The 12,157-nt window shown below is 73.6% G+C and carries 15 protein-coding genes; 8 read left to right on the top strand and 7 right to left on the bottom strand.

All coding sequences use genetic code 11. The annotated features are described in order from the left end of the window. The first annotated feature begins 96 nt into the window (after nt 1-96). Nucleotides 97-969, top strand: a complete 873-nt coding sequence (locus ACFSBI_RS12290; protein WP_377935336.1) for an alpha/beta fold hydrolase — start codon at nt 97-99, stop codon at nt 967-969. Further along, the gene (locus ACFSBI_RS12285; protein WP_377935334.1) at nt 962-1,555 is read left to right on the top strand and encodes a TetR-like C-terminal domain-containing protein; all 594 of its coding nucleotides are present in this window, start codon (nt 962-964) and stop codon (nt 1,553-1,555) included. The genes ACFSBI_RS12290 and ACFSBI_RS12285 overlap by 8 nt, the downstream gene beginning before the upstream one ends. Nucleotides 1,556-1,703: 148 nt before the next feature. Here the strand turns inward: ACFSBI_RS12285 and ACFSBI_RS12280 are convergent, their stop codons facing one another. The 3 genes from ACFSBI_RS12280 to ACFSBI_RS12270 all read right to left on the bottom strand — a co-directional run bounded on the left by ACFSBI_RS12280 (nt 1,704) and on the right by ACFSBI_RS12270 (nt 3,715). Continuing rightward, complete coding sequence (locus ACFSBI_RS12280; RefSeq protein WP_377935332.1) at nt 1,704-2,339, bottom strand: LysE family translocator; 636 nt, start codon at nt 2,337-2,339, stop codon at nt 1,704-1,706. Nucleotides 2,340-2,474: 135 nt separating this feature from the next. Continuing rightward, nucleotides 2,475-3,245: a hypothetical protein gene (locus ACFSBI_RS12275; RefSeq protein ID WP_377935330.1), complete on the bottom strand. Its 771-nt coding sequence runs from the start codon at nt 3,243-3,245 to the stop codon at nt 2,475-2,477. A 149-nt stretch (nt 3,246-3,394) separates the two neighbouring features. Next, a complete protein-coding gene (locus ACFSBI_RS12270; RefSeq protein WP_377935328.1) occupies nt 3,395-3,715 on the bottom strand; it encodes a hypothetical protein in 321 nt (106 codons plus the stop codon). 156 nt (nt 3,716-3,871) lie between these two features. On the opposite strand from ACFSBI_RS12270, the gene ACFSBI_RS12265 reads away from it, so the two are divergent. Continuing rightward, complete coding sequence (locus tag ACFSBI_RS12265; RefSeq protein WP_377935326.1) at nt 3,872-4,927, top strand: hypothetical protein; 1,056 nt, start codon at nt 3,872-3,874, stop codon at nt 4,925-4,927. Here the strand turns inward: ACFSBI_RS12265 and ACFSBI_RS12260 are convergent. Both ACFSBI_RS12260 and ACFSBI_RS12255 read right to left on the bottom strand, forming a co-directional pair. Continuing rightward, nucleotides 4,920-5,303, bottom strand: coding sequence for a hypothetical protein (locus ACFSBI_RS12260; protein WP_377935324.1), 384 nt, complete (start codon nt 5,301-5,303; stop codon nt 4,920-4,922). The two genes, ACFSBI_RS12265 and ACFSBI_RS12260, sit on opposite strands and share 8 nt — an antisense overlap. 48 nt (nt 5,304-5,351) lie before the next feature. Continuing rightward, entirely contained in the window at nt 5,352-5,813 is a 462-nt protein-coding gene (locus ACFSBI_RS12255) for a hypothetical protein (RefSeq protein ID WP_377935322.1), read from the bottom strand. Between the two features lie 121 nt (nt 5,814-5,934). On the opposite strand from ACFSBI_RS12255, the gene ACFSBI_RS12250 reads away from it, so the two are divergent. After that, nucleotides 5,935-7,068, top strand: a complete 1,134-nt coding sequence (locus ACFSBI_RS12250) for a hypothetical protein (protein ID WP_377935320.1) — start codon at nt 5,935-5,937, stop codon at nt 7,066-7,068. On the opposite strand, the gene ACFSBI_RS12245 is transcribed toward ACFSBI_RS12250, so the two are convergent. Then, a complete protein-coding gene (locus ACFSBI_RS12245; RefSeq protein WP_377935318.1) occupies nt 7,053-8,246 on the bottom strand; it encodes an MFS transporter in 1,194 nt (397 codons plus the stop codon). The genes ACFSBI_RS12250 and ACFSBI_RS12245 overlap by 16 nt on opposite strands. 277 nt (nt 8,247-8,523) lie before the next feature. Continuing rightward, nucleotides 8,524-9,009 (bottom strand): MarR family transcriptional regulator, encoded by a 486-nt coding sequence (locus tag ACFSBI_RS12240; RefSeq protein WP_377935316.1) that lies wholly within the window; start codon nt 9,007-9,009, stop codon nt 8,524-8,526. Nucleotides 9,010-9,201: 192 nt separating this feature from the next. Between ACFSBI_RS12240 and ACFSBI_RS12235 the strand changes: the two genes are divergently transcribed. Genes ACFSBI_RS12235 through ACFSBI_RS12220 form a run of 4 tightly spaced genes read left to right on the top strand, consistent with a single transcriptional unit; the run spans nt 9,202 to nt 12,156 of the window. Then, nucleotides 9,202-9,870, top strand: a complete 669-nt coding sequence (locus tag ACFSBI_RS12235) for a hypothetical protein (protein WP_377935315.1) — start codon at nt 9,202-9,204, stop codon at nt 9,868-9,870. Between the two features lie 5 nt (nt 9,871-9,875). Further along, entirely contained in the window at nt 9,876-10,835 is a 960-nt protein-coding gene (locus ACFSBI_RS12230) for a S26 family signal peptidase (RefSeq protein WP_377935313.1), read from the top strand. Continuing rightward, nucleotides 10,828-11,718: a LamG-like jellyroll fold domain-containing protein gene (locus ACFSBI_RS12225; protein WP_377935311.1), complete on the top strand. Its 891-nt coding sequence runs from the start codon at nt 10,828-10,830 to the stop codon at nt 11,716-11,718. The genes ACFSBI_RS12230 and ACFSBI_RS12225 overlap by 8 nt, the downstream gene beginning before the upstream one ends. A gap of 51 nt (nt 11,719-11,769) precedes the next feature. Then, on the top strand, nt 11,770-12,156 hold the full coding sequence (locus tag ACFSBI_RS12220) for a VOC family protein (protein ID WP_377935309.1): 387 nt from the start codon (nt 11,770-11,772) through the stop codon (nt 12,154-12,156). Nucleotide 12,157: the final 1 nt, after the last annotated feature.

The following is a 12,157-nucleotide window of genomic DNA, read 5'->3' as shown; positions in this document are numbered from 1 at the left end:
GGGCTCGAGAACGGCGTCGCCCCCGTCGGCCGACGCCCGCGGACAGAGGAGGACGCGCAGCTTGACTCGCGTGGCTATGGCTAGTAGCTTCTGGCTATGAACAGTAGCCAGAAGCTGCAGCCGAAGACGCAGCGCCTCGCGGTGCAGGACGGAACCATCGCGTACGACCTGACCGGCACCGGACCGCTCGTCGTGCTGGCGCACGGCATGGGCGACTCCCGTCACTCCTACCGATTCGTGGTGCCCGAGCTGGTGGCGGCAGGCTTCCGCGTCGCGAACATGGATCTCCGGGGATGCGGGGAGTCGACCGCGACCTGGCCGGGCTACAGCCGCACCGACATCGCCGGCGACATCGCCGCGCTGATCCGTCACCTCGGCGGACCGGCGGTCATCGTCGGCCAGTCGATCAGCGGCGGGGCCGCGACGATCGCCGCGGCCACCGCGCCCGATCTCGTGACCGGCATCGTCGAGCTGGCACCCTTCACCCGCAAGCAGTCCATGGACCTCGTCGGGCTGCTGCGGAACCGCCACCACCGCAGCGCGACGATGCAGCTCGGCAGGGTGATGACGAGCGGGAGCCTGTCCGGCTGGCTGCGGTACCTCGACATCGCTTTCCCGACCAAGCCCGCCGACTGGCCCGAGGCGCGCGAGCGGTTCATCACCGAGCTCTCGCGGCCTGAGCGGATGGCCGCGCTGCGTGGGATGACCAAGACCACTCCCGCCGACGCCGGCGCACAGCTGCCGAATGTGCACCAGCCCGTGCTCGTGGTCGAGGGGTCCGCCGACCCGGACTGGGCCGATCCGCGCGCCGAGGGCGAGCGGATCCTCGCCGACCTGCCCGCAGGCGTGGGCGAGCTCGTCGTCATCGACGGCGCCGGCCACTACCCGCACACCCAGACCCCTGACGAGCTGCTCGCCGCCCTCATCCCGTTCCTGCGTCGCGTGCACCCGGTGCTCGACCGTGCCTAGGGCCGGGCTCGACGCCGCGGTCGTCACCGCGGCGGCCGCCGACCTCGCCGACGAGCTCGGCCTGCCCGCGCTGTCGATGAGCGTCGTGGCCGAGCGCCTCGGCGTGAAGGCGCCGTCGCTGTACAAGCACGTCGCCGGGCTCGACGACCTCGTCGACCGCGTCGGCGCCCTCGCCGCGACCGAGATCGCCACCGCCGTCGGCCGAGCGACGCAGGGACGATCCGGCTCGGACGCCCTGACGCACGCGGCGGACGCCTTCCGCTCCTACGTGCGGCAGCACGCGGGTCGCTACGCCGCGACGGTCGGCCCGCGCGACACCGCGGCCGATGCCCCGACGGCGACCGCGCTCCGCGACGCGCTCGATCCCTTCTCCGCGGTGCTCCGGGGCTACCACCTGCCCGAAGCAGACCACGTGCACGCCCTCCGCGCGCTCCGCAGCATCCTGCACGGCTTCACCACCCTCGAGACCGGCGGCGGCTTCCAGCTCGGCACCGACGTCGACCAGAGCTTCACCTGGCTCGTCGCCCTGCTCGACACCGGGCTGCGCAGCACGGGCAGCACCCCGCGCGACGAGTCCGCCCGCTGAACACGAAGCGGCCCGAAGAGCCGGAGACGCGATGAGGGTCACTACGACCACCGTCTCTCCCGCCGCGGAGCAGGTTCGCGCGGGTGTCCAGCGGTGACTCGACTTCGGAACGACGGCCGGGGGCAGCCGGACGACACCGGGGCGGCGCTCAGTGCCCGGCGGGCGCGACGGCCACGTAGGAGCCGAGCCCGACCAGGCAGAGGGCTCCTGCGCGGCCCGCTCGTCGTTGCGCGCGCGGACCGGAGAGGGCCTGGCGGGCCCTGCCGGCGCCGAGCGCCCACACCGAGTCCGTGACGAGCCCGATGCCGATCGGCACCAGCGAGAGCAGGAGCAGCTGGACCGGCAGGGGGCCCGCGGCCGGAGCGGCGAACTGCGGGACCACGGCGGCGAAGATCAGGTAGCTCTTCGGGTTCGTCATCCCGACGAAGGCGCCGCTCCTGATCGACTGCCAGCTCGTGACCGGCACCGCCACCGCTGGAACCTCAGCGGCGTCGCGCCCGGCGCGCCGGTACGCCCGGACCCCGAGCCAGATCAGGTAGGCGCCGCCGACGAGCTTCATCACGAGCAGCAGCCACTCGAACCGTGACAGCAGCACCCCCAGTCCGGCGGCGACCAGCGCGGCGGCCGCAGCGCAGCCGATCGCGTTGCCCAGCACGCCGCCGAGTGCGACCCGACGGCCCTGCGTCAGCGCGCGCCCGATGATGAACAGCACGCTCGGACCCGGGACGACGATGAGCAGCGCGCTCGCCGCAGCCAGGGCAGCGATCTGCTGGAGGCTCGGCACGTCCAGCACCGTACCGGGACGGCGCCGGGCGGGCCGCGCAGGCATCGAGCCCTGCACACGAGACGATTCTCGAGCCGCGCCCGCGGCCTCGTCGTGGCCGCTCGCCCCGGAGGGGGGCGGCTCCGCCGGCGCGGGTCAGCCGCGCCAGGTGAAGTGGAGCGTGGTGACCGGGCCGTTCGCCTTCTTGATGTGGGCCCCGCCCCAGCGCACCGTGCTGTCCATCGTCGAACGCCCGCGGATCTTCAGCGTCAGCTTCGTGCCCTTCTTCAGGCTCCCCGGCTCGACCAGCGTCTCGACCTTGTTCGGGTGCATGCCGAGGCAGTTGCCGTACCCGGTGATGCTGCGTCCGAGGCGCCGTTTACCCGCCGTCGTGACCATCGTGAGCTGGGTGTAGTACTGCGGCTCGGCGTAGTTGCAGCGCATGATCCCGCGGACCAGCACGGCGCGCCTGCCGTTGCCGGCCTCGCGAACCGCCTTCGCCCGCATCTTCGACAGCTGGAAGAAGACGGGGACGACGAACCTCCGCACCGCGGAGCGATAGGTGTTCCCCGCGGCGTCGCGCGCGGTGACCTGCCAGTAGTAGGTGTCCGGCGAATAGGAGTACCGCGCGTCCCTGAAGGTCCCGGCCGAGCTGTCGACGTACCCCGTGATGCTGTTCCTCCCACTCAGGGGCAGCAGGCCGCCCTTCGTCCGCTTCGAGCGCGAGACGCGCACGATCGCCTGCTCCTGGTCGGCGGGTGCCTGCCAGGTGAACGTGACGTACGGCGACGCCACCTTCACCCCGGTCGTCGGCGTCAGCAGCGTCAGCGGCTGCGGCACGGGGTCAGCGGAGGCGGAGACCGCGCCGCCGCCGAGCACGAGAGCGAGCGCGGTGGCAGCGGCGGCGAGCGCACGGGAGAACTTCACAGAAGGCCTTCGTTCAGGGCGGTTCCGCCGTTGACGACAGTAGGGAGGACCTTCCCGCCGGCCTACGCCCCCGTCCGAGCGCCGCCGAAGCATCCGTGACGAACCCGGCGCTCCGCCCCGCTTCTCCGCTCCCGGGGCGATGCAGCGTGTCACCCGGAGCGGACGACCTCCTCGTGTGATGCCCTCGCCGCTCGCACGACCGCGAGGCACGCGGCGCCGGCTCCCGCACCCGCCGCGGCGACGAGCCAGCCCACCGCGACGAAGATGTTCCCGCTCGTCCCCGTCTCGTCCGCCCTGATCCCGTCCTGGTAGGTCGCGGAGGCCCACACGACGAGGAGCACGGGGACCAGCGCGGCCAGGGCGACCGCCGGGATCCGCCCCTTCAGCACCACCGCAACCACGGCACCGGCGACGGCGAGGACGACCCCGAGCGGCAGCGAGGCGAGGGCGAGCCACAGCAGGATCTCCACGCCACCAGTGTCCTGGACTCCGCCGCCGGAGCGGGGACCGCCCCGACGACCAAGACTCCGGCGTCGGACGGCTCCGCGCCGGCGGCAGGAGCGGCTGCCCACCAGACGCCGGGCCCGCCGCTTGCCCGCATCGCCGCCGCTGAGCAGGGTGAGGGCATGGCAGTGGACGCCTCGACGTTTCTGGCGGGCCCCCGGGGCCGGCACCTGTGCCTGGCGGTCGCACACCGGCTGCACCAGCCGGTGGGGCGCGCCTGGACCGAGGCGGCCTGGCGACCGGGCGATGCCGCTCGACGGGACGCGCTGCGGGCGGCGCTTCGCGAGGTCGACGCGTCACCGGCAGCGCGCTGGGACGACCTCTTCGCGCTCGTCGACCCGATGGACGGGACGGTCAGCGCCGCCATGGGCTGGCAGGAGCCGCACGACGAGGACGTCGTCGCCGCCGACCCGACGCTCCTGCCGTTGCTGGAGCCGATCGCCGCGGCGCTCGGTCGAGCACCGGCGACGCAGTGGTGGGCGACGGGGCTCGATCTCGCGACGGTGCGGTACGCGGACCGGTACGACGAGCAGTCCCCCGCTGCGGCCGCGGGCCCGGAGACGACCGGCATCGGCGAACGCCTCGCACAGCTGCGCGCCGAGGAGGACGAGGGCGAGCGGCGAGCCCGGGCGGAGCGCCCCGACGACCCTCGAGCCGCCTGGTCGGGGCACTGGTGGTCCACCCCAACGCCGGCGGCGCTGCCCACCACCCGCGCGCTCGCCGAGGTGGGCTCGGTGAACCTGCTGTGGGAGGAGGACAGCTTCGGGCAGTGGGACGCGCTGGTGTGGGGTCTGCACCCGGTCCGCTCTCCACGCGTCTTCGAGATCGACGGCGCGGAGGCCTGGGTCGAGCTCGTCCGCCGCTACCCGCTCGACGTCACCTGGTCGCGCCGGCAGGACTGGTACCGGGTCACCGGGACCGACAGCACCTGGCTCATCCCCGACTGGCAGGCGGTCGGTCGGGACTTCGACGCGGTGCACCTCAGCGTGCTCGGCTACCTCAACGCCGCCACGCGGCGGCTGCAGGTCGGACCGGGCGCCGCGACCGTCCTCGCGGGGTGGGATCCCGACCAGACCTGGTGGCTCACCGACATCCTGGCGCCGCCGACCACGGCCGAGCACTGGCGGACCGACCAGGAGGCGGGCGACGTCCTCCACGGCTGGCACCTCGTCACGTGATGAGGAAGTACCGGTCCGCGCCGCAGTCGGGCGCTGCAGGAACCGCGCTGGATCCAGGACCGACCACGACCCCGACCAGACCAGGGGTCAGCGGCTCCCCCACCTGGAGCTGCCGATCCGCGCGGTGCAGCGCGGACGGGGCGATGACGATGATGCCGTCGTCGATCAGGCTCGAGCCCGGCGGCGCGACCAGGACGGCGCCGTCGACCGACACGCAGCCGCGGGAGTCGTAGTCCACCGACCCCTCGAGGTGCGTCGTTCCGACGGACCCGGGGACCCGACGCGCGACCACGAGCCGTTCGCTCGTGTACCGCGGACCGCTGCAGGCGGTCGCGAGCGCACCGAGCACCACGAGCAGAGCCACGAGGCGACGCACGCAGCCTGTGTACCGCTTCGGACACCGGGCGCCCTCGCACGCCACGGTTCACCCGAGGCGACGGTCGAGATCCGGGTGGTCGAGGGCGAGCAGGAAGCCGACCAGGACGAGCTGGCCGCTGAGCGGCCAGACGCTCCGCGACGGCTCCGGGTCGCAGGTCGATCCGACCGGCCAGGTGCGCGCCGTCCCCGCGACCGGTTCCGGCCCGGTCGACCCCTGGCGGAAGCGGAGGGCGACGGCGTCGATCCGCTGCACGCGCCCTCGGATGCGGAGGAAGGAGCACGGCGCCGTGGGCGCATCGAAGGGCGCGATCCACTCCGCCGAGGACTCGACCCCGGTCAGCAGCCTGCGCAGGGGCGGGTCCGCCGCTCGCACGAGGGTGTGCAGCTCGGCGCCGACGCGCAGGTGCCGCCGCTCCGCGCTGAGCGTGTCCTCGAGCGCCCACACGGACACGGGCATCCCCGCCGGCTCGGCCGTCCACCGCGTCGCCTCGTCCTGGGACATCGTCACCACATCTGGTCTATGTCCGGAAGCGGCCGAAACGTTGCAGCCGATCACAGATCCGGTCGAGCACCTCGCACGCTCCTCGAGGAGGCGGTCCTCGCCGCACCTGCGGCGAGAGACTTGCGGCGTGGTGGAGGCGATGGACGAGTTCCCGTCGGTGGTCGTCGGCGGGACGGAGATCGTGGTCGACCAGGGCCGCCCGGTCGCCGCGGTGGTAGACCCGGATGGGCGCGTCGCCTTCGCGTCGTGGCCCGACCTGCCGGTCGGCCCGGTCGAGCCCGAGCCCGTGCTGCTGCCGGCTCCGGACAGCGCGTGGGTCTTCTACCCGCCCGCCACCGTGGCGCTGATGGACGACAGCCACGAGGACGCCCTGCTCGATCGGGACTCCCCCGCGGTGCAGGTGCGCCCCGACGCCTCCGTCTCCGTCGTCCGGCTCGGCGACCGGAACGCGATCGGTGCGACGACCGGCCTCCTCTGGACGACGGTGCCGCGGCAGCAGCAGCTCGACGACGCCTACCGCGGCGATCCGCTGCCGCCGGACTGGGAGGACCCGACCCTGCTCGTGCCGGTGCGCCCGGACGGGACGACCTCCGAGCTGCGGGTCGACCGGCACGTGCTGGCCGTGTTCGAGGAGCGCGACCTCGTCCACGTCCTCGTCGCCCCGACCCCGCCGATCGCGGAGCACGACGGCTCCGGCGGCACGTCCTACGACTACCGGACCAGCGAGATCGCCCTCCCGGTGGGCGAGCCCCTGCCGACGCGGCTGCGATTCCTCGACCACCACCCCGACGGGCTCGGCCCGGCGGTGGAGCCCCGTCGGTGCTGGTGGACCCCGCACGCCTGGGGCATGCCGCCGGCCCCCGCCCGCACCATCGACCTCGCGGACGTACCCGGCAGCCGGTGGCGCCGAACCACCGTCCTGACCCCGGCGCAGATCGCGGACGCGATCGCCGCGGCACGGGGCTGGTTCGGTGATCCGAACGCGTACTGGCGCGGGGAGGACGGCACGGAGTTCCCGCTCGCCAGCGGGGTGCACGACGCCGAGGTCCACATCGAGGACGAGTGGCCCTCGACCCGGGTCGTCATCACCTTCCGTCACCACCACTGGCCGGAGGGTCGGCTCCGCCGCTCCGTCCGCGTCTTCGACGACGCGGGGCGCCTGACGAGCAACCCCTACGCCGACATCCACCTCATGGAGGACCTCGACACCGCGCACCTGCCCTCCCCGGCCGACGCCCGCGACGGTCACCTCGACGTCTGACGGCGCCGCCGACGAGGTGCTCCTGCGGCGGGTCCGACTGCAGCGCCGTCGCGCCCGGCCTCCCGGGGCCACCCGGTGCCGAGGAGGGCGAGGGTCAGGCTCGTCGCCGCCACGACGCTCAGCCCCACGCGGAGATCGGTCGCGGCGGCGAGACCTCCGACGACGAGGGGTCCGATGAGGAAGGAGATGTAGCCGACCGCCGTGGTGAAGGCGACGGCCTGACCCGCTCGGTCCGGCGCTGCTCGGCCCGCGAGGGACAGCGCGGTCGGCACGACCGGGCTGACGGCGAAGCCGACGACGAGCATGCCCGCGATCGACCCCCAGGCGACCGGTGACAGCAGCGCGATGCCCATCCCCGCCGCCGCGAGCGCCCCGGCTGCGGGGATCAGCCGCCGAGGAGGCAGGCGGTCCTGCGCCGGGGCCACGAGCGAACGGCCGAGGAACGACGCGAGGTGGAAGACCGCGATCCCGACCCCGCTCAGCAGGACCCCGCTGTCGAGCGCGCGGCGCAGGAAGACGGCGAGGAAGCCCTCCAGCACCCCGTCGCCGAGGAAGCCCACCAGCACCACGACCGCGGCGAAGAGCACGCCGCGGAGCCGCCACACCGGCCGGGAGTCCCCCTCCGCGGCCGCCCGCTGCTGAGCGGGCCGCTGGACCGGCAGCGGAAGGCGCGACGACGCCAGCGCGGCGACGACGAACAGGAGGGCGAGCCCCGCGTAGATCCACCGGTGGTCGACGCCGACGGCGAGCATGACCGCGGCGGCCAGGGCGCCGGTGAGCGCGCCGAGGCTGAAGCCGGCCTGCAGCCCCGTCAACGCGTCCGTCCGGTGGGCGTGCTCGAAGTCCGACCCGACCGCGTTCGCCCCGAGATCGATGAAGCTGATCGCGAGCCCGTAGACGACCACCGCCGCCACCGCCTGCGCGAAGGTCTGCGCGGCGGCGAGCCCGAGGAACGCGCCGCCGGTGACCGCGAAGCCGATCACCAGCACCGCCCGTCGACCGAACCGGTCCGCGATCCGGCCGCCGACGAACAGGGTGAGGATGCCGCCCAGCGCGGCACCGCTCAGCGCGACGCCGAGCCGGCCCGCATCGAGCCGCAGCGCCGCGGCGAGCGCACCGAGCTGGACGGCCCACACCCCGACGTGGAAGCCGAGCACGAGGAACAGGCAGAACGACACGGACCGATGGCGCCGCCGAAGCGCCGGAGAGACGGCAGACACGAGCACTCCTGAGCAGGACGGAACGGATTCCGCGTCCCAGCAGCACCGCAGACCGGTCGAGGACCGCCGGTCTCAGGGCGGTGCGGTGTCAGGAACGCGCGGGCGGGACCCGCACGTTTGTTCCTCCGCCGTCGCCGAGCTCGCCCGACTCCTGCCTGCTCACGGCGCACACGCTAGCGGGCGAGCGGACACCTCGCAGGCCTCGCGGGCGGCCGTCGCCGGGCAGGGCGAGCGGTCAGGCCTCGGAGCGCTCCGCCTCGACGTCCCTCGTCCTGCCGAGCTCGGCGGCGGCCGCGCGCAGGATCCCGCTCGTGGCGAGGAGGCACTCCGTCGTCGCACCGGCGAGCGCGGCTTCGACCGCGCTGCGGTAGCGGAGGCCCATCGCCTGCACGACGCTTGCACCGGCCTCGGTCAGGGTGATGTCGACGCTGCGCCGGTCCTGGTCGCTGCGCTGCCGGGAGATGAGCTCGCGGTCGGCGAGCCGCGTGACGAGCGTGGACGTCGAACCGGCGGTGAGCTGCAGCAGCCCGGCGAGACGCATCACCTGCTGCGTGCCGCTGCGGCCCAGGATGGCCAGCGCGGTGAGCTCCGTCGGGTTCAACCCGAACTGCCCACCCAGATCGGCATCCGCCAGGCGCTCCGCGATCTCGAGGTCGAGCAGCGCGTCGAGCACGCTCCCGACGGCCGCTTCGGCCCGGGCGAGGTCGGATTGCGAGGTCACGTCGTCCTCCTGATCGGCGGCGGGCGCTCAGAGCGCTGCGCTCCAAGAAGCACCAGCCTGGCGGCCGGAGCCCTCGACACGCCGGATCGGAGCCCCTTCTGGGGGTTCGTTCGATGTTCAATCTGTTTGGCGATCGAAGTACCTTCACACGAGGGGCAGATCGGTCCCGATATCACGTCTCGAAGGATCGACATGCCTGCAACACCGCGCCTGCACCGCAAGCGGTTCGCCCCGCTGGCGATCGCTGCGAGCCTGGTGGCGTCCACGACGCTCGGGCTGTCGGCGACCGGGACCCTGTCGGCGTTCACCGCCAGCATCACCAACAGCAACAACACCGCGGCCACCGGATCGCTGATCATGCAGGAGACCGACAGCGCCGGCACGACGTCGTGCCTGTCCACCTCGGGGACGGGCAACGCGTACACGTCCTGCAGCACCATCAACAAGTACGGCGGGACCACGAACCAGCTGACGCCGGGCGGCGCACCGAACGTCACGACCGTGCGGCTCTACAACACCGGGACCACTGCCGTGAACGGCTTCACGCTGGCTCCGGGCACCTGCACGAAGAGCGGCAGCGGCACCGGCGACCTCTGCGGGCAGCTGCAGCTGACCCTGACCTGCGCCCCGGTCACCGGCGGCACGGCCGGCACGGCGGTCACGCTGTACAACGCGGTGGCGCTCAACGCGCTCGGTGCGAGCAAGGACATCAAGGCCGCCTCCGCGACCTGCGTGCCGCCGACCAGCTCCACCGACTACGTGCGCTTCACCTTCTCCGTGCAGCTGTCGAGCAGCGCGGACAACACCGTCCAGGCGCAGTCCGTCTCGCAGCCGCTCGTCTGGACCTACACCGGCGCATGACCGGGATGAGCGGCCGCCCCGAATCGGGCCGGCCGCTCCCGGACCTCGCCCCGACCACCATGACCAGCACCGCGGACGCGACCGGCATCCTGGCCGAGCCACGGCTCGGGCCGAGCGGGGCGACCGCCGAGCGCCCAGGAGGCGGCCGGGCGCGCGTCGCGACGCGGCTCCTCGCCGCCGTCGCGCTCGTCGCGGTGGCGGCGTGCGCGGCCGCCATCGCCGTCACCGGGGCGCGGATCTTCGTCGTGGAGTCGCCGTCCATGGGCCGCGCCGCCCCCGTCGGCACCCTCGTCATCGGCCTCCCCGTGCAGGAGGGCCAGGCGCTGCGCGACGGCGAGGTCATCACCTACCACCCGCCCGGATCCGACTCGACCTACACCCACCGGATCGTGCAGGTGGAGGCCGACGGCTACCGGACCCGTGGCGACATCAACGGGACGGACGACCCGTGGATCGTCCGCCCGGACATGATCGTGACGCGGGCGGTCGCGCTGGTCCCGGTGGCGGGCTGGCTCGTGCGGCTCGCGCCGGCGGTCGCCGGAGGGTGCGCGGCCGTCTGGGCGCTCGGGCTCCTCCTCCGCGACCCGTCCCGCCGCGCCTCGATGCGGATGCTCGGGTGCTCGCTGGTGCTGAGCGCCGCGTTCTGGTTCTACAAGCCGTTCGTCGGCTACCTGCTGCTGCAGGCGCGCTCGTGCACCGGCGGCGTGGAGGCGACCGTCGTGTCGACGGGTGTCCTGCCGATCCGCCTGCAGGCCGCGGGCGATCCCGCCCACGCGATCGACCTCGTGTCCGGTCAGGTCGGGCGCCTGACCCTGCCGGGCGATGCGCACGGCCACGCCGGGTTCACTGCCGCCCCGCACCTCGACCTCCTCGGCTGGCTCCTGCTGGCCCTCCTCTGCCTCGCCCCGACCCTCTGGACGCTGCTCCGGGCCGAGCGCGTCGAGCCGGACGCCGTCGATGCGTGACCGCCGACGAGCCGGCCTCGGACTCCTCGCCGCGGCCGCCGTGGCGGCGGCTGCGTTGCTGGCTCCCGGCACCTCCGGCTCCTTCACCGCGGCCATCACGAACACGACGGACACGGCGAAGGCCGCGACGCAGTTCACCTGCTCGGACGTCTTCGCGGCGGTCAGGACGAAGGCGGCGAACACGTACTTCGAGTACACGCTCACGGAGGCCGCCGGCACCACGGGCGCCGCCGACTCGAGCGCCGCGGGCAACCCGGGGATCTACCAGGGCACGCACTCGACCGACACCGCCACCCCGACCGCCTGCCCGAACGACGCCCCGAAGGTCGCCTACGCCCCCGCGGGCACGGCCTCCGCCCCCCAGTACGTCACCACCACCAACACGGTCGGGGCATCCCCCACGACCTTCAGCCTGGTCGTCTGGTTCAAGACCTCGACGAAGAGCGGGCGGCTCATCGGGCTCGGGAACCAGCAGACCGGCGCGAGCGGCATCTACGACCGGCAGGTCTACCTGCAGCCGACGGGCCAGCTCTCGTTCGGCACCTACTTGAACGGCTATCAGATTATCACGAGCCCCTCCGGGCGGGACTACGCCGACGGGCTCTGGCACCAGGTCGTCGCCACGCTCACCCCGGGCACGCCGAACACGGGGATGTCCCTCTACGTCGACGGGGCGCTCGCCGCTGCAAACACCGCGTACACCTCAGCGCAGTCGAACACCGGCTACTGGCGCATCGGCTACGACAGCCTCGGCTCGTCGTGGACCGGCGGCACCGCCACCAACGCCTCCTTCGTCGGCAGCATCAAGTACGCGGCCGCCTACCGGTACGCGCTCTCCCCCGGCGAGGTCCGCTCGATGTACTCCATCGGCCTGCCCGCCTGACGGCCACGACCTGCGGGGGCCGTGTCCGGGCGGATGCCCGAGCATGGCGGCATGGCCGCGACCGACGACTTCGAGCCCATCGCCCTGCACCACGTGCAGCTCGCCATGCCGCGGGGCGAGGAGGAGGAGGCGCGCGCCTTCTACGCCGGTGCGCTCGGGATGACCGAGGTGGAGAAGCCGCCCGTGCTCGCCGCCCGCGGCGGCTGCTGGTTCCGCCGCGGCGGGCTCGAGCTGCACCTGGGGGTCGAGGACCCGTTCGCGCCGGCCAGGAAGGCCCATCCCGGCATCCTCGTCGAGGGCCTGGTCGGGCTCGCCGCCGCGCTCGAGGGCGCCGGCCGCACGGTGACGTGGGACGACGACTTCCCCGGCCACCGCCGCTTCTACGCGAGCGACCCGTTCGGCAACCGGCTCGAGTTCCTCGAACCCGAGCCGGCCTGAC

The organism is Amnibacterium endophyticum, from assembly GCF_042680685.1.
Taxonomy (GTDB): Bacteria; Actinomycetota; Actinomycetes; order Actinomycetales; family Microbacteriaceae; genus Amnibacterium; species Amnibacterium endophyticum.
Note: the sequence above shows the minus strand (reverse complement) of the source record. Positions and strands in the feature narration are given on the sequence as shown.